At 26.5% G+C, this 20,886-nt stretch carries 17 protein-coding genes and 1 pseudogene; 15 read left to right on the top strand and 3 right to left on the bottom strand.

The annotated features are described in order from the left end of the window. The 3 genes and pseudogenes from CLOBL_RS28975 to CLOBL_RS15425 all read left to right on the top strand — a co-directional run. Positions 1 to 473: transposase (locus tag CLOBL_RS28975; protein WP_278281336.1), on the top strand; the 473-nt coding region annotated here is incomplete at its 5' end. Further along, positions 430 to 795: a transposase gene (locus tag CLOBL_RS28970; protein ID WP_278281335.1), complete on the top strand. Its 366-nt coding sequence runs from the start codon at positions 430 to 432 to the stop codon at positions 793 to 795. The genes CLOBL_RS28975 and CLOBL_RS28970, both read left to right, overlap by 44 nt. 430 nt (positions 796 to 1,225) lie before the next feature. After that, positions 1,226 to 2,440 (top strand): annotated as a pseudogene (locus CLOBL_RS15425) (IS701 family transposase). An 82-nt stretch (positions 2,441 to 2,522) separates the two neighbouring features. Here the strand turns inward: CLOBL_RS15425 and CLOBL_RS15420 are convergent. The 3 genes from CLOBL_RS15420 to CLOBL_RS27555 are packed head-to-tail and all read right to left on the bottom strand — an operon-like array spanning position 2,523 to position 5,434. Further along, positions 2,523 to 3,878: a TldD/PmbA family protein gene (locus CLOBL_RS15420; RefSeq protein ID WP_077859859.1), complete on the bottom strand. Its 1,356-nt coding sequence runs from the start codon at positions 3,876 to 3,878 to the stop codon at positions 2,523 to 2,525. A gap of 1 nt (position 3,879) precedes the next feature. Next, entirely contained in the window at positions 3,880 to 5,280 is a 1,401-nt protein-coding gene (locus CLOBL_RS15415) for a TldD/PmbA family protein (RefSeq protein WP_077859858.1), read from the bottom strand. Further along, the gene (locus tag CLOBL_RS27555) at positions 5,270 to 5,434 is read right to left on the bottom strand and encodes an IS66 family transposase zinc-finger binding domain-containing protein (protein ID WP_143323880.1); all 165 of its coding nucleotides are present in this window, start codon (positions 5,432 to 5,434) and stop codon (positions 5,270 to 5,272) included. The genes CLOBL_RS15415 and CLOBL_RS27555 overlap by 11 nt, the downstream gene beginning before the upstream one ends. A 503-nt stretch (positions 5,435 to 5,937) precedes the next feature. On the opposite strand from CLOBL_RS27555, the gene CLOBL_RS15410 reads away from it, so the two are divergent. The 12 genes from CLOBL_RS15410 (at position 5,938) to CLOBL_RS15350 (ending at position 20,697) form a co-directional block, all read left to right on the top strand. Beyond that, entirely contained in the window at positions 5,938 to 7,512 is a 1,575-nt protein-coding gene (locus tag CLOBL_RS15410; RefSeq protein WP_179117769.1) for a radical SAM protein, read from the top strand. Positions 7,513 to 8,028: 516 nt separating this feature from the next. Further along, positions 8,029 to 9,357, top strand: coding sequence for a methyltransferase (locus tag CLOBL_RS15405; protein WP_179117768.1), 1,329 nt, complete (start codon positions 8,029 to 8,031; stop codon positions 9,355 to 9,357). Between the two features lie 40 nt (positions 9,358 to 9,397). Beyond that, complete coding sequence (locus tag CLOBL_RS15400; RefSeq protein ID WP_077859855.1) at positions 9,398 to 10,477, top strand: radical SAM protein; 1,080 nt, start codon at positions 9,398 to 9,400, stop codon at positions 10,475 to 10,477. Between the two features lie 48 nt (positions 10,478 to 10,525). Next, a complete protein-coding gene (locus CLOBL_RS15395; protein WP_077859854.1) occupies positions 10,526 to 11,701 on the top strand; it encodes an SPASM domain-containing protein in 1,176 nt (391 codons plus the stop codon). A gap of 19 nt (positions 11,702 to 11,720) precedes the next feature. Beyond that, the gene (locus tag CLOBL_RS15390; RefSeq protein ID WP_077859853.1) at positions 11,721 to 12,710 is read left to right on the top strand and encodes a U32 family peptidase; all 990 of its coding nucleotides are present in this window, start codon (positions 11,721 to 11,723) and stop codon (positions 12,708 to 12,710) included. A gap of 219 nt (positions 12,711 to 12,929) precedes the next feature. After that, positions 12,930 to 13,718: a hypothetical protein gene (locus tag CLOBL_RS15385; protein ID WP_077859852.1), complete on the top strand. Its 789-nt coding sequence runs from the start codon at positions 12,930 to 12,932 to the stop codon at positions 13,716 to 13,718. Between the two features lie 14 nt (positions 13,719 to 13,732). Next, positions 13,733 to 14,998 carry an MFS transporter gene (locus tag CLOBL_RS15380; protein WP_077859851.1) on the top strand — a complete coding sequence of 422 codons (1,266 nt, stop codon included), beginning with the start codon at positions 13,733 to 13,735 and terminating at the stop codon, positions 14,996 to 14,998. Positions 14,999 to 15,833: 835 nt separating this feature from the next. Next, on the top strand, positions 15,834 to 16,130 hold the full coding sequence (locus tag CLOBL_RS15375; RefSeq protein WP_179117767.1) for a DUF2087 domain-containing protein: 297 nt from the start codon (positions 15,834 to 15,836) through the stop codon (positions 16,128 to 16,130). Positions 16,131 to 17,377: 1,247 nt separating this feature from the next. After that, complete coding sequence (locus CLOBL_RS15365) at positions 17,378 to 18,061, top strand: hypothetical protein (protein ID WP_077859849.1); 684 nt, start codon at positions 17,378 to 17,380, stop codon at positions 18,059 to 18,061. 120 nt (positions 18,062 to 18,181) lie between these two features. Continuing rightward, positions 18,182 to 18,385: a hypothetical protein gene (locus tag CLOBL_RS15360; RefSeq protein WP_077859848.1), complete on the top strand. Its 204-nt coding sequence runs from the start codon at positions 18,182 to 18,184 to the stop codon at positions 18,383 to 18,385. Between the two features lie 261 nt (positions 18,386 to 18,646). After that, positions 18,647 to 19,852, top strand: a complete 1,206-nt coding sequence (locus CLOBL_RS15355) for a HAMP domain-containing sensor histidine kinase (protein ID WP_077859847.1) — start codon at positions 18,647 to 18,649, stop codon at positions 19,850 to 19,852. Between the two features lie 158 nt (positions 19,853 to 20,010). Beyond that, entirely contained in the window at positions 20,011 to 20,697 is a 687-nt protein-coding gene (locus CLOBL_RS15350; RefSeq protein WP_077859846.1) for a response regulator transcription factor, read from the top strand. Positions 20,698 to 20,886 lie beyond the last annotated feature (189 nt).

Raw genomic sequence — 20,886 nt, 5'->3', positions numbered from 1 at the left:
AAGCAAGCGTTAGCTTGAGTACTTTATCATACCATAATAATAAAAGAAATTATGAAGTATTTTTACCAGTTTTAAACGAACTCATTAATAAAGTTCTAAGTATGGGTTCCGTAAATGAGTCCTTAAAGTGCTTTGGTTTAATTGAACTAATAGATTCTACTACCATAAGTATGAGATTAAATCTTTACCAATGGGCATTATTTAGATCTATCAAAGCCGGAGTAAAGATTCATACAAGATTTGATTTGAATAAAGGTATTCCCGATGCATTTGTTGTTACAAATGCTGTCGAACATGATAAAATTGCTATGGATTCCTTAATTGATAGTGAACATTGTATATATGTATTTGATAAGGTTTATTTAGATTATGAAAAATTTGATCAATACACTAAAGACGAAAAATATTTTGTAACTAGATTAAAACATAATGGCGGTAGTTACAGAAATCAAGGACTTAAAAATAAGTCATAGTTATGAGCGCCTTTTAAATGTAGGAACTAAAATAATCTTTGACAAAATAGTAAAGCTTGGATCTAAATATACTTATCAAACAAAACAGGAATACCAACTTATAAAAATTGTAGATAAAACAGGTAAAGAGCTTACATTTATAACTAATATTGATGATCTTCTTAGTGAAGAAATTGCATTTCTGTACAAAAAATGTTGGGAAATAGAACTTTTTTTCAAGTGGATAAAACAAAACCTAAAATTTAAAACTTTTGTAGGACGATCATTAAATGCAGTGATGATACAGATAATCACTGGGATTATGACCTTCGCTATATTTTAAACTTATAGAACCATTAATTGAAACTAAAAGAGCTATAAAAGCTAATCTCTTCGAGATTTACGATGCTGATCAACTTAGTTAGTCTAATATTTTCAATAGTTCCTAATTTGAAAATAAAAATATAGCATTAATAAGAAAAAATATCCACAAAAAATTCTGTTTTTATATTTAATTTTACTGTATATATATTCCACATGGCATATTCCACAATTTTTAAAAAAGTCAATGGCAACTTTAACTATTCATTAAACAATAGTGACAATATTTATTGAAATTATTTAAAGAAACTTGGCTTGTGCATTAATTTGCGAAATTTTTCTATGGATATAGATCCATAAATTACTTTTATAAAATTTTATAAAAAAATAGCATAGATGCCTCAAATACGTTAGGTTTAAGTTGTAACACCAAACCTGAAGAGGGTTAATCTATGCTGACAACAATATTAAACCAAAATGAAGCAATAAACAACTATATTTTAGAGTTAAATCTACCATATTCTTCTGCGTTAAAGAATCATATGATAAATTTAGTTTCTGGAATAATCGTCACCGAAGGTAGTAAAAATCTCTCTTAAATTTATAGCAAACTTACTTGTAATAGGCATAGAAGCACAGGCTCAAGGTTCCTAAGTTCATATTCATAGAATCATGAGTATGTCACGGATGAACGAATATTTCATGCTATATCTGAAATCTCAAATACATAGAAAGATAATGATGTCGGATTTCTAATTATTGATGACACCTTAAGTAAAAAGGATATTTCTACAAAACATATAGAAGGTTTAGATTTTCATAATTCTCATGCAGATGGCAACAAACCTATGTGGTCGCATTGCTTGGTAACATATCACTATACAATTAATGATTATTCAATTCCTTTAAACTTTAAATAGTATCAACGTAAAAAAGTTTTTAAGAATAATCCTAAAAGGTTTAAGGATAAGCAGCAGCTTGCTATAGAATTGATAAATGAGTTTACTCCAGCTACCAAAACTAACTATCTACTGATTGATTCATGGTATACTTCAGCAAATATTTTGCTTCACGGTTTAGTAAATTGTTATCACAGCATAGGAAGAATTAAATCTAATAGAGTGATATATCCTGCAGGCATTAAAATTGGTGTTGATAAGTTTTCAAAACACATTAGACCAAATGAAACTAGCATTGTTACAGCTAGTAATAATAAGTAGTATATTCATATATGAAGGAAAACTTAATGACATTGAAAACGCAGTTGTACTTATAAGTTGGAGTAAACAAGATTTGTCTAATAAGCCTTGTTTTATACTAAGTACGGATATATCATTAGGTAATCAAACTATAATCTCTTACTATGAAGAACGCTGGAATATTGAAGTAAGCTACCGATATCATAAATCAGCTCTTGGTTTGGATGAGTTTCAAGTTGAATCCTCAAAATCAATAAGTAGATATTGGAGCATGGTATTTTTAACATATACATTTTTCGAGATTTTCAGAGTTAAAAATAGTAAGAGACTTAAATTAAAGAATTTAGGAGATACAATATCTTACTTCCGTAACAATTATTTGGTACAAATAGTTAGTTTCGCCATTCCTGTGCCGATAATGGGATAAGTCTAGATTCAGTTACTTCCAAATTAGGACTATCAGGTTAAAATTTTCCTATTTAGTGCACAAGCCTAGTTATATTACATTAATTTAAAGATTGTAATATAATCAGAGAATATATTTTAAAAGTTATAGTCCTGCTATATCCATTTCTCGTATGAGTAATGTTGGACTTCCAAAATAACCACTGCCGCTGCCTAAATCAAATATTAAATCTTCAGAAATATCTTCAATATCCATTAACAATTTATAAAAATTACCTGACAAAGTAAATTGCTCGATTGGGTCATTCACCTTACCTTCTTTCACTATGAACCCTTTTGCAGATATAGAAAAGTCTCCAGTGATTCCATTAGCGCCTGCATGTATTCCTGCTAAATCAGTTATTAATATTCCCTCATTCATATTAGTAATTAATTCGTCAAATGTTTTTTTGCCTTTTTCAATATAAAAGTTTGTAGGAGAAATGTTAACTGCTAAGTTATAAGAACGTCTAGAAGCATTGCCGGTAGTTTTAACTCCATCTTTATGTGCCGTTTTTAAGTTGTATAGTAAAGTATTTAAAACACCATTCTTAACAATATACTTCTTATGAGTGGGAACACCTTCAGAATCAAAAGGACATGAAGCTAATCCGTCTTCCATATGAGGATCATCAACAATGTTTACTAATGGTGATGCAATAGCTTTATTTAACTTATCTTTTAGCAATGATAAGTTTTTTTGAGTGCTATCGGCACTGAATATTCTAGCAAAAGTTATAAGTAAGCTAGCAACAGTGTTATTTTTTAAAGCTATCTTATATTTGCCAGAAGTGATTTGAGATGCACCTATTAAGCTAAGGGCTTTTTTTACAGCTTCATCGGCTATAGAATCAAAATCTATTTTTTTTATATCATTACTAATTTTAAAAGACATAGATGTATATTTTCTATTACCATCATAAATGATAGGTATTACAGCCCCAAATATATAATTATACCTATGATGCAGACTAATTCCTTTGGAATTTATAATATAGAATTCTACATCTGAAGATGCCACACTACAATAACTAACATTGATTACCCTTGGATCTTTTGACATAACTTTTTTTTCCAAATCAAGTGCTAATCTTATTTTTTCATCTGTAGTAACTTTATATAAATCCTCGTTAAAGTTATTAAATAACGAGTATGTATCATTACCAGCATAAATAAATTCTTGATCTGTATTATCAATTGCTAATGCATTGTTTTTAGCACATTCAACTAATAATGATACAGAAGCATCATCTAATATTTCCGTATATGCATACCCCATTTTTCCATTATAAATTCCTCTAAAACTTATGCCTATGCTTGTGTTTTCATTATATTTATCAATTTGATGAGAATACACATTAATATTTACACTTTCAGTTTTAGTATAATAAATCTCAAATTCCTCAAATTTTTGATTTTTTGCTTCAACAAATATATTATTCTTAAATTCGTCTATATTCATGTTAATCTTCTCTTTTACCTCCCACAGTTATTTTCGATACTCTAATTAAAGGCTGACCAATACCTATAGGTACTTTACCACTAGGAGAGCCACAAATACCTTGGCCATGTTTTAATTTTTTCCCTACCATATCTATATTCATAAGAATTTCTTTACCATTTCCTATTAAACTTGCGCCACAAACCAAATCTCTTATGTGGCCATTTTTTACTAAATAACCTTCTGTTACTGCAAAATTAAAGTTACCAGTTGTAGGATTTACTGATCCACCGCCAACTTTTTTTACATATAGACCATTTTCTATAGATGAAATTATTTCTTTGTCACTATTATCTCCAGGAGCGATATATGTATTTGTCATCCTTGAAGTAGGAGAATATTTATAAGATTCTCTTCTGGAATTTCCAGTAGGATTCATGCTCATTCTTCGTCCATTCAATTTATCTATTAAATAGCCTTTTAAAATTCCATTTTCAATCAATATGTTTTTTCTAGAATAGTTACCTTCATCATCAATATTTTGAGAGCCATATGCATTAGGGATAGTACCATCATCGATTGCAGTAACCTTTGTGGAAGCTATTTGTTGTCCTAATTTTTCCGCAAAAATTGAATTGCCTTTAGCAACAGAGGTAGCTTCTAAAGAATGCCCACAAGCTTCATGAAATATTATTCCTCCAAAGCCACTTTCTATAGCTACTGTCATTTCACCAGCAGGGCAATTTATTGCATGAAGCAGATTTGTAGCAGTTTTACTGGCCTCAACAGCATAATGCTCAATATCTATAGAATCGAACATTTCAAATCCCATAGATTTGCATAAGCTTTCTGTTCCGGCTTGGTTTTTGAAACCATCACTAGCAATAGAGCATGTGTATATACGAGTACGTATCCTTCTATCTTCTGTTAATAGTCCATCAGAATTAGCTATTAATATTTTTTGATCAGTATCACCATAACCTACAGCTGCTTGTACTATTTTATTGCTAAAATTTTTTGACGCTTTATATGCAGTTTTCATCATATCTACTTTTTTTATGTTCTTAATACTGGAAGGAGTATATAAGGTAGGATGTATATTACAATTTATTCTTTCAATTAAGTTTAAATTAATGTCAGTAATAAGGTTATTTTTAGAATCGGATAATGCACATGAAGCTTTGTGTGCAATTTCTATTAAAGAATTATAACTACTATCGTTTGTATATGCATAAACGCTTTTAAAATCTTTAAAAATTCTTATACCTACTCCAAATTCTCTACCTGATACAGCATTTTCTATTTTTCCATCGACTAAATCTAAAGAATTTTTAAATGTATCTTCAATATATATTTCGGCAAAATCACCACCTTTACTTAGGCATTTCGAAATTATATTTTCTAGAATATGTTTAGATATCATATAATTCACTCCTTTTCTTAAACTTCAATATTCTATGGAATAAACATATTGGACATTTTTTAATTTCTGCTCTGTACTCAATAACTTTAACTTTTATTTTTGGTATATCGATAACTTGTCGGATAATATGATTTTCTGGAATTACATCCTGCAAAGATTATCTACATATATCACATTCATGAACTTGATATATTTGTATTTCATCAGGATTATCATTTAGTTCAAACGCAATTCATTCAGGGGCTTTTTGTCCACTAGGATTTTTACCTGATTTAGTTCTTAAACTTTTAGTTTTCTTTTCAAATCCATACGTATTTTATAAAAAATAATAATAACATTAAATTCAAGGTATTTTAATAGCTTAATAGTTATACTGTATTTATATTCTATATTAAAATACACCATAATTGGATAAAAATTCAATATTATTAGTATTAAATGTATATTTTGAGAAACAAAAAGATGTTTTCGGCAATAAATAGGATGAAAGTATAAATTATTTCTGTTTATGCATAGTTTTATACGTTTAATGCTATAAATATTTACTTTATTTGGTTATTGTATAAATATGTAATTATAAGTAGCTGAGTAGTTACGAAATAAAAACTCTTGGTGGTTAGCCTATTTTGGGAAATAGAAATATGGGAGATGGTTTTAGTGATAAGTTATGGAAATATTTATCCTGTTAAAAATGATAATGTTAATATAAGAAAAATTAAAGATAAAAATATACTATTTGATCCGGTAAGTGGATCAATGGCAAAGATATCGGACTTTGCTATAAGAATATTGGATTTATGTAGAGGATATATGAATATTGAACAAATACATAAATTCTTAGAACTTAATAAGCTTGATTTTAAAATAAGTGATTTATATGATTTTTTGGATGTTTTAAGTAAAAAAAAATTTTTAAATTTAGTAGATAAATATAAAACTAACGATAGGAGAATTTTACTCATTAATCCACCTTTTCCATATAAACATGAAAGATATAATACATACTATTACACACCACCTTTAGGATTAATTCAAATAGCAGCTGAACTTGAAAAAAATAATTATAAAGTAGAAATTTTTGATATGGCAGTATTAAATCTTACACCTTCTGATGTTAATAATTACATAGAAAATTTAGAATATAAACCGGATATCATTGGAGTTTCCTGCAATATGACATTTACTTATCCAAATGCTTTAAGAATTTGTAAAAATATAAAAGATAAATTTATTAATATTCCCATTGTAATGGGTGGGAATCATGCAACATTTTGCTGTGAAGAAATATTAAAAAATGAAAGTTCAATAGATTTTATAACATTATATGAAGGTGAGTATACAACAGTAGAATTATATAATTTAATTACTCAAGGAAGTGATAATTTTAGTGAATGCCGTGGAATTGCATTTAGAAATTTCAATGGAGAAGTAATAAAAACTGAAAAACGTGAAAAAATAAAAAATCTTGATGAATTATCATTTCCAGCATATCACTTGATTCAAATGGAGTTGTATAACAAAAGTATGCAAGGAATTGTAATGACAAGTAGAGGGTGTCCTCATAAGTGTGTATATTGTAGCACTGCTAAGTTTAACGGGAATGTAGTATATAGGAGTGTTGATAGTATAATAAATCATATTAAATTTTTAATTAATAAATACAGCCTTAGTCATATTACTTTTGGTGATGATGCGTTTACAATAAATAAAAAAAGAGTAATGGAAATTTGTAATAAATTGAAAAAAGAAAATTTGTCTATTACTTGGTCGTGCAATACAAGAGTAGACATGGTAGACCACGAAATATTAAGTGCTATTAAAGAAGCTGGTTGTACAAGTATTTTATTTGGTATAGAATCCATGAGTCAAAAAGTTCTAGATACTGTTAGCAAACGCTTTAATATTGAACAAGTAAAAAATGCAATAAGTATGGCAAAAAAGCTTGGAATTAAAGTAAAACAAAATTATATTATTGGATTGCCATATGAAACAAATGAATCACTTGAGGAAATGAGAGAGTTTGTAAAACAATCAAATCCTGAGGAGATAGAATATTGTATTCTCTGTTTATTCCCGGGAACAGATCTGTATATAAAAGCTGAAGAATTTGGAATAAAAAACTTTAATTTATCATGGGACAAGTTACATTTAATTCAACCTAGTGTTGAAACTGAATGGTTAAATAGAGAGGATATAATGAAAAATTATTTAATTAATTGGGTAAAAGCATAATATAATTCAAACAACCTACTGTAAAAAATAAACTTAGACCTTAATATATAAGTCGAATTTTGAAAGGAGGTGAATAATATGGAAAATGATGCAAATAAAAATGAACTTCAAAATAATAAGGAAGACTTATTAAAAGTAGAAGTTGTTGAATCAGAACAATATGTTAATGGCGATTGGTGTATGCTTTCTGAGTAGCCATAATCATTGAAATCTGTGCTATTAACATTGTAATTTTAAAATCAGAAAGGATTAGAGCACAGTACCAATTATAGAATCATTATATATTAGTTATATACTTAGAAATTAATTATTAAAAGTAACATTAGTATATCATAAAGGGGGTTATATAAGTGGTAATCCTTTCTGGTTCATCAAAACATATCTTAGTTAAGAAAGATTATATAATATTATTTTAATATTTTTTATTAAGAAAACATATAGTGAATATTTTTCATGAATGTTTAGAGGTTAATTATTTTCAAATCTAAGTATGAAATATTAATGGGGGTAAAACATTTGCAATATAAGTTAATGATAAAGAAGTTTATAAATGAACTAGATAAAAGTGGATACAAGCAAATTTTAAGGCTCATTAGAGGAAATGAATTTTTTATAAACCCTTGGGGAAATTTTAACTTAATAAAGAATAAGCTTCTTTTAGGCAATTTTGAAATTAAAGAGTTAATTTTATTTTTTTATTTAGGAATACCTATTGAAGAAAGATATATTAACAAATTTCTTTCAAAACCTATAAAAGATTTATTGTTTAGTTATGGAATTATTCAAAAATGCGATACGATGTTAAGAGCTGCAAAGGCTTTGATTCCATATAATGATATATATGTTTTTGCTGATTTTCCATATTTCTATCCTACGTGTTTAGATAAAACATCACCAATATATATTGGTATAGATTCATTTTTGTTATCTTCTCTTTTGCCATGCAAAAAATACCAAAATATATTAGATTTATGCACTGGTTCTGGAATTCATTCAATATTATTAAGTAAAAGTAATGCAAAAGTAACAGGTATAGATATAACAGAAGAAGCTTTAGAAACTGCTAAGCTAAATGCCATAATTAATGATTGTGAATCGTCAGCTACTTTTATTAAAAGTGATATTTTTAGCAATGTAAGTGAGAAATATGATTTAATTATTGCAAATCCACCAACTCAAGTTATTCCAGAAAATGTACAATATCCTCTTATTGGAGATGGGGGTGAAGATGGACTAAAAATTATACGTAAAATTATAAATAATTTAGATAATTATTTGGATGATAATGGAGTATTCTACTCAATAGTACAATTACTAGGAGATAATAATGAACCTAAATATTTAAATGAATTGAAAACTATAAGTAAAAATAAAAATTGGAGAACCAAGACTATTATTCATGAAAGAATGCCATTAACTTTACAAGCAAAAACAATGAGTGGTTGTTCTTCGAAAATTTATAATAAAACTTATAATGAGGCCGAATGGGTTGAGTACTACAATAAACAAAATTTAACTTATCTTTATAATGTAATTATTAAAATAGAAAAGAGACAAGGATTTGAATTTATAATAGATAGTATAAATTTTATTAATGGAAATGATGTACTTTTGAAAATAGCAAACTTAGATATTGCTACTTTAAAGGGTTACCATATTAATAATATAGATTATAATATTACAGAAATTCAAAAGTTTTTTTTAGATAAATGTGATGGTAGTTATACAATTAACGAAATTGAAGATATAATTGAAAAAAATTTTAAATTAACTATAGAAGATAAATTTCAACTAGAAAAACTTTATAGAAATCTATATAGCTTTGGAGTTTTATCAAAAGTATAGAAATTTGTAGAGAATTACAATTTATAAAGGGAGTGATTATATGATTTTTGCCAAATGGGATATAACTGGCAATTGTAATTTAAAATGCAAGCATTGCAGTGTTGGACAAACGTATAAGTTAGGATCTAGTAGATATGAAGATTTGGATACAGATTCAATGTTAAAAATAGCAGATGAATTGGTAAAGGGGGGAGTTTCACATTTGCAGATATTAGGTGGTGAACCTTTTATAAGAAAAGATATATTACTTGTTCTGAAGAAATTATCAGATGGAAACGTAAAGATTCTAATAAATACAAATGGACATTTATTGAATAATGAAATTATTAAAGAGTTAACTAAATTAAATATAGATTTTATTAACTTTAGCTTTGATGGACCAACTGAAGAATCTAATGATTTAATAAGAGGAAAGGATTCATTTAATAAAACATTAGCAAATTTAAAAAATACAATGAGTATTTTAAAAGAAAATAAATCAAATATTAATATTGGAATAAATTTTGTTATAACAAAATTAACTGAAAATTTAGTTGATGAGCTATTAAGTTTTTGCAAAGAAAATGAAATTGAAAATTTAGCCATAAATGATTTATGGCTTACCGGGAATGCAAAATGTAATGAGATTGAGCTTACACTTGATGGAATTAAGAACAAATTAAGATATTATGAAAAAATCAGTCCTTTGATTAAAAAAACTAATATTAATCTCAGACCACAATTATTACCTATAACTGCTGGTTATTTGAATTATAAATATAATACAAGATTTTTGACAACTTTTCAATGTGGTGCAGGTGATAGAATAATATATATCCAAGCAGATGGAATAATTTATCCTTGTATAAAATGTAGAGATAGTAATGATATAATTTTAGGAACATCTAAAACGGAAGCAGTAAAATCTGATTGGAATTTAATTGAGTATTCTCTTAAAGAAATTTTAGAATCACAATATTTTAAAGCCTTTATAGATTTTAGGAAAGCAAATAGCAAAATAGATACATTATGCACAAAATGCGTTTATAAAGAGTATTGTAGTCCCTGTCCGTTTGACGTAAAGGATGATAGATTTATTGACGAATGTAGTTATACAAAAGAATTAATACAACAATTGTAATTGTATAAATTTTGGATTAATAATCAAAAAATAAAGTGGTGAGATTATATGATTGGATATACGTACAATGGTAAAATAATAAATAAAAATGATAAATTTTATTTTTATGATATATCAAGTGGTAAAGTAATTTTAATGTCTAATAAAATAGCGGAATTTTTAATAGCATGTAAGAGGTTGAGTTTTAGTAAAATGTTAGAAAAAAAATATTATTCAACTAATGAATTAAGAGAACTTTGTATAAAATGCAAACCATTGCTAATGGAAAAAATTATATACACAAATGAACAAGAAGATATTAATAATTTTACATTTGATTTTTATAATATTAACTTTATATTTGATTTACACATAAAATTTGAAGATAATTTAGAAAATATACAAAAACAAAAAGCTAATTTTGAGAATATAGTGGATTTTATGAATGAAAATTCATATAAGGCTAAAGTAATCCATATAACACTAACTGGAGAGAATAAATTAGTATTAGAATATGCATTAAAAAACTTAAGAGAATTGTTTAATAAACAAAAAGTTTTTTTTACAATTAATAGTAATGAAAAATTTCGATATATTGATAAATACATTTTTTGTTTAGATAACAAAATTAAATATGAGTATTTTAAGGAAAACAAAGAATTTATGAATATAGAAAAATACCTTAATTATTGGTATTATAATACGCCAATAGAATTAAGGTCAAATAATACTATTATAGGTGATAAATTAATTGAAAAATTTGAGCCATTTATAAGAGAGTTAAGAGAATATCCTGTTAAATATAAGGAGATGTGCAAAATTTTCATCTCTCTAAAAAAAGGAGAGAAGAGAATTTTTAACTGTTCAGGAGGAATAAATAGCCTTTATTTTAACTTTTCCACTGGCGAGTTTAAGCCTTGTAATAAATCTGACGAAGTAATAGGTAATTTAGAAACTGGTATTAATAAAGAGAGTAGGAGTTTTTATCTGAAAAATTCTATCTTCAATAAGCATAACTGTAAAAATTGTTGGGCTAAATATATCTGTAGTGGTGGTTGCACTTTATCTAGTACAAAAAGTTGTGATAATTACAAAGGAATATTGGAGAATATTATAATAATATATTATTACATAACACAGCGTTATCCAGAAATATTAGAAAGTATTCAAGAGGAAATTGAAATTGTTCGTCATCCATGCACATTAAGCCCAATTAGTGAGAAATGTATTATAAACAAATCATAATATAATAGGAGTGAAAATTATGAAAATAGTAAGTGGGGCAAGCTCCGTTAAAACGTTTGTTGAAAGAATAAATGCTGGCGTAGATGAAGTGTTTTGTGGTTATGTTTCACCTGAATGGATAGAGAAATATAAATACTTAATAAGCCCGAATAGAAGGTGGGGAAAATTAGCTAATTTTACATCGGCTATAGATTTAAAATGTGCAATTAATGTTGCTCATAAGAATAATGTAAAAGTTACATTAACATTAAATGCACATACTTATAATAATGCACAGATAAATTTATTAAGCACTATGATTGACGATGCAGTCAAAACAGGAATTGATAACTTTATTGTTGCTGATATAGGAATTTTATTATATGTAATAAATAAATATCCTGAAATACCTGTTCATATTAGTACTGGAGGTACTGTATTTAATGATGAAGCGGTTAATTTTTATAGTAACTTAGGTGTAAAGCGTATAGTATTTGATCGTTTATTACCGCCAGATGAAGTTATTAATATATCTGATAAATATCCTAATATGGAATTTGAAGTTTTCATAAGTAATGCAAGATGCTCTAATATTGATGGCTTCTGCAACTTTGAGCATGCAATTACATATTTATCTAACTGCAGTAAAATTGATAATTTTCCTATGTGCGGACTAAATTATAATGTGGAATTAGTGACTGATAAAGAACTTATAGAAGAGGAATGCAAAAAAGTTTGTGATTCATTTGTTAAAAAAAGAAATTTTAATGCATATCCAAAGGCTTGTGCAGCTTGTTATCTATATAAGTTCTCTAAACATAATATTGATTTTGTTAAAATTCCTGCTCGTGCTTCTGGAGATATAAATAATCGAAATAAAATATTAAAAGAGACTAATTTTATAAAAAACATGATAAAATCTATTGACGATTTCAAAAATGAAAATGAATATGAATTATATGCAAGAGAAATGTTTTATGAATATTTTAATGTTAAATGCTGTAAGAAAGGAATTAATTGCTATTATTAATATTACAATTAATATAAAATTTGAATATTCAAGAAAAATATACTTTCGTATCAGTTTTGAAAATTTAGTAAATTCAGAGCTATTATCATTATTTATAATTATCTAAAAAAGCGTTATTTCAATAGTATTTATTAACAAAGTTTTCATATAAGGTTAAAGCACAAAATATTATTAGGGTTATGAAATGATTTATCTATATTTAGAATAGGAGGGGGTAAATTGGAAAAGGCAATATATATTGTGTCAATTGATAATGTTAAAGATGTTTCAGTAGATTATTCACGAATATATTTTGGACATGAATTTTGTGAAAAACTACTTCCAACTTGGAATGAAATAAAAAATGTATTAACTTTTTGTATTCAAAATAATTATGATTTTAGTTTTGTAACAAGTTATGTAAGCAATGAAGGATTAGATAAATTGAAACTAATATTTGAAAATATAAATAACATGGAGTATGAATGTGAAATTATTATAAATGATTGGGGAGTAATGAATTATATATTAGATAATAAAGATAAATTTATTTATTTGAAACCAATTCTAGGAAGATTGTTAAGTAAAATTTCAAAGTCACCTAGAATGAGAAATATATATGATAATTTAAATTACTATCAAAAGGAAGCTTTAGGAAAGTTTAATTATTCATTTGAATTGGTTAATAAGTTTTTTTTAGAAAAGGGTATAAAAAGATATGAAATTGATAATGTTTATCAAGATATTCATTTGTCAGAGAAAATGATGTGTTCTCTGTATTATCCATATGTATTTATTTCAACAACTAAAAATTGTAATACAGCAGGGGTAAGTCTTGATTTAGAGCTAAAAAGAGGTAAAGATAATTGTGCTTATGAATGCAAAATTTATAAATTTAAATTGAAACATCCTATAATAGAAGAAGGAATTATATGTAAAGGTAATACTTATTATTATAGAAATGAAAATATTATGCAAAAACTCAGCAATAATCAAATTAATAGGCTTGTATATCAAGTTGAAATTTAAAGGGGGGAACTGCTTTGAACTATTTAAATACAATAAAAAATAGGAATTTTAGTTTTTTATGGATTGGCCAAATTTGTTCTGGATTTGGAAGCTGGGTATGTAATATTGCTATGCTAATTTTTATTAGTAAATTAAAACTTACTGGTATGGTAGTAAGTGGATTACTAGTTATGAACGTAATTCCATACATTCTTATAGGACCATTTGTAGGAAATTATATTGATAGAAAAAAAAGAAGAACAATAATGATGATATCAGACATAAGTAGGTTCTTGTTCAACATAATTTTAGTAATTATATTAAATTTGAGTAATAATAATATTATTTCTACTAGTAGTACTATAGCATTAGTTTATTTAGGGGTCTTGAGTACTTCTTTTGCTGGAACTTTCTTTTCGCCAGCTAGCAAAGCAATTATTCCACTAATAGTTGACAATAATCAGATTAAATCAGCTAATTCGCTTATGTCGATATCTGGCTCATTTACTTTAATACTTGGACCTGCTTTTGGAGGAATATTAGCTAATATATTAGGTATTACAGGCGTACTTTGGTTAAATGCATTTACATTTCTATTTTCTGCTATATGTATATCATTTACTAACATAGTTGAGTATACAACAAAAACTGAAAAACATGATTCGTTAATTAATAAATATTCTAATGGATTTAAACAGATAATTAATAATATAGATACAACATATTATGTTTCTGTTAATACTGCAAGTACCTTAATTTCTGGTATAGTGAATATTTCATTTGTCTTTATTGCTAATAAATTATTTAACGATGGTAGTGAGTCAGTAGGGATTTTATATTCTTCATTAGGATTAGGCATTATTTTAGGATCATTTTTAACAGGCTTAACCAGTAGATTGAAATTAAAAGTTAAAGAAAAAGATGCATATTTAATTGCTATAATTTTAAGTTGTATTATGGGGGTTATATATATACAAACTCAATTATGGTTGGTATCAGTAATAGCTTTGTTTATTACTGGTTTAAGTGATGGATTTCAAACAGTTATCTTTAGTACATTTATTCAAAAGAAATATAACAATGACAATATAGGAAAAGTTTTTGCTACTTCAGATACACTTAGCATAAGTATTCAGTTTCTAAGTATGATGCTAGGTGGGGCATTATTTGATTATATTAATAGAAGTATGCTTATAATTATAGTTTCAATAATAACTATTTTATTAAGTATAATATTCTATTATAAATTATGCATTCAATTAAATAAAAATAAAGTTAAAATAGATCAAAGTTATAATTAGAAGTTATGTATTAATGAAGTTGTAAAGTAATCTATGGGAAAATAGAAGTAAAAATTAAGCTAAAGAATTAGGTGAGAATATTTAATATTGTAATTTATTGGTTAACAGTAGGCGTGACAAAAAAATTCGTTGTCAAAGAGTAATAAATATTTAGAATTTTGTAGAGATATTACTAACTTGATTTAGAGTATATAATTAATTTAAAAATTGACAATACCTAATAAGGAAGTGGACGTAAGAAATTGTAGTAAGCAACCCAAAATAACGCGCAATAAAGTGCAGTATTATATGTTCATATTCACATGTAACATGATATGAAGATTTGAAGGTATTATTTGTTCCATCTGACTCAGGTACTGAATTATTCTTTGTTAATTACATAATCTGAGTAAGATTAAAGACTTAATTTTCTTCTAACTCTGATTACTGTTTCGTAAATAGATAAGAATTATAATCATCAGCTATAAATTTAAGTAATTTGCCAAAGGTTATTTGATTTGGATAAGTAATACAAATATGTATTAAAAATATTAATGGTAAATTCTCTGTAAATATAATGAAGTACTTTAGGGAGTTTTTCAATTTTAAGTTTTGGTATTTTGAACTATTAGAATCATCAAAGTGATTACATAAAAGTAAATAAGTTATAATTGAATTTATTAAAATGGCCTTTCATTTTAATGTTATTTTGGGTTGCGAGATTTCAATTATAACATGAAATTAGGGGCATTGTTTTTTTGTACAAAAAAACGTTCAAACCCTTGATATATAAAGAAAATTTTTTAAAAGTAGTGTAATTGCTTTACACTAACTAATAATTATGGGGGAGAATAACATGAAAAATGATTATAAAGTAACTGAAAAGGAAAGAGAAAATGTATTAAGAGGTTGTTTTAGATTAGAAGGTGGGTTAAAATTAAAGTCTTTTCCTGTAAAGGAGAAAAAGAAAATAATAGTTTTAGAAATAATAGCTAATGAATTCAATCCTTCTAATACATATAGCGAAAAAGAAATAAATGAAATTATAAAAAACATTTCTGATGATTATGTATTTATTAGAAGATGTTTAATTGAATATGGATTCTTAGATAGGACTAGAAATGGAAGTGATTATTGGGTAAAAAAAAGATAATACCTTTTCTATAAAAAAGATCTTAATTGCAATGTGGTTAAGATCTTTTTTATAGAGAAATCTAAAAGATTCTTTTGAATGGAAGAAATAAATAAGATTTCAATATCTAAATTCACTGAATCAAGTGAGAGTAATAAAATATGGGGGTGATGACATTAATTCTATATTCCAAGTAGAGAAGAAAATTCTTATGACAATGTTATAATTCAATAAAAAAATAGTAAAGAGAAAACTTATTAAAGATGTTTATTATGAGCCATCTAACTAATCTAAAAAGAAAATCTTTAAATAGGTTGAGAGTTATTATATACGATCAAAAAAATGTACTCATGATTTGAATATATATATTCATTCCAATTTAAAGAACTAATTCATAAAAATTACTTAAATTTGTGTCTATGAAGCTTTGACAATCCAAAAGTGTTTAATTAAATATGTCTAATATTTTGTGGAAAGTTTACTAAGATGGTGGTTACTTATTATAAGCATACAGATGCGATGTAAATTTCACAATAGTGATTATTAACCATGTCTACTTTATATCTTTCCATAATTGGACTTTTTTTATCAAGTTGATAGTGCTGTCCGAATAATTCGGGGAAAATATCAATCCATGCTTGTTGAACGGCTTTTGCTGTATTATTAATTGCAAAAACATCATATTCTCTTCTAATAATATTACCTTTCTTTATGTAATTGTTAGTTATTGAATAGTCATCTGAAACAATAATGTAGGTATCATAACGGTAAATTTTATAATTTAGGGATTATCTTAAGCAATTCTTAGAATTATCGACTTGTCATTAAATAAGTGATTAAGCTAAGTTTTACCCATGTTTCTAATTTTTCCATCGTTTGTACATTACTGATTCTGTAAGGATCAATACTTCTTATATAAGAAATTATATATAATGGCATATTTTCAATTTTCATAATTTATTTTTAATGCCTTCTACTAAACAATAAACTGATATTTACTAAAATCGTACTGCCATTTAAAATTCTAAGCAAAGTAATTTTTAAAAATTACTAAATCTATATTTAGCCTTAATGAATGAATTACAAAATATTAAAAAAGAAGTACATTATTTATTAAAAATATTTTATAAAATTTTTAAAATTGCTTTAAGGGATTTTTAAAGTTGGATTTTATAATGAACTCATAACATCAAGAAAAAATACTAAGATCCTTAAGCAGACACCGGATGCGAGTAGAGTTTTCTTGAAAATATTAGGAGGCGTTATAAATGAATAAAATTAAAATATTGTACGATGTTTTTAAGACTATGAAGGAAAAAGAAGTGTTTAAGGGAAATATAAAGCTGGAAGCAGCAAAAGGAGATGTGAAAGTATTATCATTTTCTAATGAATTTGAAACTAATACTAAAAATGGAGAAACAAAAGCTAATATAAATGTTGATTTAGATGCTGAAGGCAAAAAAGTAAAACATGAAAGTAATTCAGAATTTAATATAAAGGATTGTCCACATCATGGATTCCACAGAGGAATTCATATGCATAATCATGGGATGAATATGCATGGAATACATGGTCATGGTGGAATAAAGGGAGGCCTTTCAAAAATTACTTTTATGTTGAATCTATTAAATAATGTACAAGTTGAAGAGAAGGATGAAAAAAACATTATATCTTTAGAATTGAAAGAAGTATTCAAAGAAATCAAAGATATGCATAAAGAATTCCATGAGGGAATAGATAAGGAAAAGTTGATGGAGCATATAAAACAAATGAAGGAAGGCAGTGATAAAGATTTTCATAAGCATCATGAATTCATAAAGAAGTTGTTATTTTCTGAAGATAGTGATGCTAAGCTAAAAATATACGCAAATAAAAACAATGAAGTTGAAAAAGTTGAAATTTCATCTACAGGTGAGAGTGCTGTAAACGGAACGTTAGATCTAGTTTGGTAAGTTAATATGAATCAATTAACTTGTAGTATGCACATCGCTAATGAATATAAGTGCATTTTAGGGCTTTCTTGAGAGTAGTAGCAGAATTATTATAGTCGCTGTCGGGTTAGGAGGGAGTAAGTGTCAAAGTATGTTGTCTGTAATAACACTAGAAAATATAATGAATTAATTGAGGCTTTAAAAAATAGAGGAGTTGAATTTGAGACAACACATTGTGTTAATAAATGTTTTAGATGTCGTACCAGTGTGATGATTAAAGAAGATGATAAATATATATCTGCAAATACTGCTGAGAAGTTATTAAGAAAAATAAATCTTTATTAATTCTATACCTTCTATAAATAGAGCTATGGGTTAAATCAATTAATGTGTATATAATAGAGAGTAACATTCATAAAAGAAATATGAATGTTACTCTTTATCTATGAATTATGGAGTGAAATTTATATTAAGTGAGTTTAAAATTCAGAAGCCTCTAAATAATTGGTGTTAAAATTCAATTATTTAGAGATTTCAATTTATCAAAAGTTAATTTGCAATGTTATAATCATTGTAACAATTAAAATTTATTTCAAGGTGGTGGACGTGATTAGAAGACTTAAAAGAAAAATTCATTCTCATTTTCGTCATAAATTTGATGAAGAACATCGGGAATATTTTGAAAAGCTTAATGAATTGCATAAACTGCGCAATGAATTAGTTTATGAGCATCAAAAATTACATCATGAATCTCATCATAAACAATTTAATGAATTTAATAGAATACATAGATATTTAAGATGGATGCGTAAAGCTGGAATCTTAATAAGTATACTACTTGTTTTTTCTATATTTAAATTCGTAGATATAAAGGCAATTACCATATTCTTTGCAGTAATTTTTATTGTTCATCAGAGTTCTCATATATATGTCACTATGAAAATGGAAAAAAGAATTATGAAACCCATAGAAAAATTAAAAGATGGTGTTGAGCAGATAGCTAGAGGTAATTATGATATAAAAATTGATAATGATGTATATAATGAAATTGGAATTTTAATATATGATTTTAATAAAATGGCTGAAACTTTAAAGCAGTCTGAAGAAATGAAGCGGGAATATGAAGAAAATAGAAAAGCACTTATAGCAAATATTTCTCACGATTTAAAAACTCCGATTACCTCAATTAATGGATATATTGAGGCATTGGTAGATGGTGTTGTAACCTCACCAGATAAAGTAAATAATTATCTGAATATAATTCATAATAATGCTATTTATATAAACAATCTTATTGACGATTTATTTTTATTTTCAAAATTAGATATGCAGAAATTAGATTTTAATTTTGAAATAGTTAAGCTTAGACCATTTATGAGTGATCTTATGGAAGAATTTGATTTCATCCTTAAAGAAAAAAATATTAAATTTAAATTTGAAGACAGGTTATCTAAAGAATTAGAGGTTAACATAGATGGAAAAAGAATATATCAAGTTATTAGAAATGTTATAGGAAATGCTATGAAATATGGAAGGCAGCAAGATGCGATAATTCAAGTAGAATTAAGTAGTAATAATGAATGGATTAAAATAGAAATTAAGGATAATGGACCTGGAATTCCAGAAGATAAACTTTCTAATATATTTAATAGATTTTATCGTATAGATACAGAACGTACAAAAGATTTTATGAGCACAGGTTTAGGTCTTGCAATTGCAAAGGAAATGGTAGAAGCTCATGGAGGAAAAATTTATGCATCTAGCATCATTGGAAAAGGAAGTACATTTACTATAGAGCTCCCAATAAAGTGAAGCTTTTCAAGTTGAGTTTTAAAGTCCACCTAAATTAAGTTGGACTTATTATATCATTAGTAGGCACAATGTAATGTGCATGAACATGGTGCAGCCGTTATCTCCAGATTGAAGAAGAGATGATGCTACGGATGCAAATAATAATGAGGGGGAAGTATATGAAACAAATATTAATTATTGAAGATGATATAAATATTGCAGAACTAGAAAAAGAATATCTCCAATTAAATGGATATAAGGTTGAAATAGTTCAAGATGGAAGTCAAGGCTTAAAGAGAGCCATTACGGGGATATTTAATCTTATTATCGTTGATTTAATGCTTCCAGGTAAAGATGGATATTCAATAGTAGAAGAGATTAGAAAAAAATATGAAATACCTATAATAATTGTATCAGCAAGAAGTGAAGATATTGATAAGATAAAAGGTCTTGGTTTTGGAGCAGATGATTATTTAACAAAGCCTTTTAGTCCAGCAGAATTAGTAGCTAGAATAAAATCGCATATAATCAGATATGAAAGATTATCTGGAAAGAAAACACAAGTTAGTATTATTAGCCATAAAGCTTTGGAGATAATGACTGATTCCCATAAAGTTTTTATAAATGGAAAAGAAGTTATTCTTACTACAAAAGAGTACGAACTCATGGTTTTTCTAGCTTCTAACCCTAATATAGTTTTTACTAAGGAGCAATTATTTGATAAAATATGGGGAGAAGAGTACTATGGAGATACAGCTACTGTAGCGGTTCATATACAGAAGCTTAGAAAGAAGATTGAAAAGGATCCTGGGAATCCAGAATACATCGAAACGCTTTGGGGAACAGGGTATAGGTTTAACTCATAAAATTATATATGCTGCAATAATAAAATAACAGTATAGAAAAAGTTTATATGATGACTATTATTTTAATAATTATCTACGAAATTGGGTAAGATGAAAATAATTAGAGTTCATTGAAAGCTATCTTAGAATGAAAAATGATTTTAAGATAGCTTTTTTAGTGAGGTTTTAGAGGTATAAGGCACAATCAAG

This window comes from Clostridium sp. BL-8 (assembly GCF_002006495.1).
Lineage (GTDB): Bacteria > Bacillota > Clostridia > Clostridiales > Clostridiaceae > Clostridium.
Note: the sequence above shows the minus strand (reverse complement) of the source record. Positions and strands in the feature narration are given on the sequence as shown.

What these genes read in the sequence shown, in the direction of transcription:
- CLOBL_RS15395 (WP_077859854.1), top strand. Translation starts at nt 10,526, where the DNA reads ATGATTGGATATACGTACAATGGTAAAATAATAAATAAAAATGATAAA.
- CLOBL_RS15350 (WP_077859846.1), top strand. Translation starts at nt 20,011, where the DNA reads ATGAAACAAATATTAATTATTGAAGATGATATAAATATTGCAGAACTA.
- CLOBL_RS15375 (WP_179117767.1), top strand. Translation starts at nt 15,834, where the DNA reads ATGAAAAATGATTATAAAGTAACTGAAAAGGAAAGAGAAAATGTATTA.
- CLOBL_RS15400 (WP_077859855.1), top strand. Translation starts at nt 9,398, where the DNA reads ATGATTTTTGCCAAATGGGATATAACTGGCAATTGTAATTTAAAATGC.
- CLOBL_RS15390 (WP_077859853.1), top strand. Translation starts at nt 11,721, where the DNA reads ATGAAAATAGTAAGTGGGGCAAGCTCCGTTAAAACGTTTGTTGAAAGA.
- CLOBL_RS28970 (WP_278281335.1), top strand. Translation starts at nt 430, where the DNA reads ATGGCGGTAGTTACAGAAATCAAGGACTTAAAAATAAGTCATAGTTAT.
- CLOBL_RS15415 (WP_077859858.1), bottom strand. Translation starts at nt 5,280, where the DNA reads ATGATATCTAAACATATTCTAGAAAATATAATTTCGAAATGCCTAAGT.
- CLOBL_RS15365 (WP_077859849.1), top strand. Translation starts at nt 17,378, where the DNA reads ATGAATAAAATTAAAATATTGTACGATGTTTTTAAGACTATGAAGGAA.
- CLOBL_RS15420 (WP_077859859.1), bottom strand. Translation starts at nt 3,878, where the DNA reads ATGAATATAGACGAATTTAAGAATAATATATTTGTTGAAGCAAAAAAT.